Genomic DNA, 615 nt, shown 5'->3' with positions numbered 1-615 from the left:
TGGCGAGCGTGCCTTCGATGATGTCGATGCGGTCGGCCAGGCCTTCGCGCTCGGTGATGCCACCGCCGCGCGGTCCGTACATGCCGACGGCATGGACCTCGTCGACATAGGTCATGGCGTTGTAGCGCTCGGCGAGCTCGACGATTTGCCTGATCGGCGCGATGTCGCCGTCCATCGAATAGACGCTCTCGAAGACGATCAGCTTGGCACGCTCGCGTCCCGCGGCCTGCAGCAGGCTCTCCAGATGCGCGACGTCATTGTGGCGGAAGATCTTCTTTTCGGCGCCCGAGCGGCGCACGCCCTCGATCATCGAGGCGTGGTTGAGCTCGTCCGAGATGATCAGGCAGTTGGGCAACAGCCGCGCAATGGTCGAGATCGAGGCTTCGTTGGAGACGAAGCCGGAGGTGAAGACCAGGGCCGCTTCCTTGTCGTGCAGATCGGCCAGTTCCACTTCGAGCTCGACCAGCGGGTTCGAGGTGCCGGAAATGTTGCGGGTGCCGCCGGCGCCCGAGCCCATCTTGCCGGCCGCGTTCTGCAACGCGGCGATGACGTCGGGGTTCTGGCCCATGCCGAGATAGTCGTTGGAACACCAGACGGTGATTTCCTCGGCGCGGC

Annotated in this window: 1 protein-coding gene; it reads right to left on the bottom strand. The window is 64.7% G+C overall.

From position 1 onward, the window contains the following. Positions 1 to 615, bottom strand: a 615-nt coding sequence (gene hemA / locus ACWGTO_RS33740; protein ID WP_454578989.1) for a 5-aminolevulinate synthase, incomplete at both ends; no start/stop codon positions are given.

This window comes from Mesorhizobium sp. PL10, from assembly GCF_053714315.1.
The sequence above is the reverse complement of the archived record's forward strand: the minus strand, read 5'-3'. Positions and strand labels throughout refer to the sequence as shown.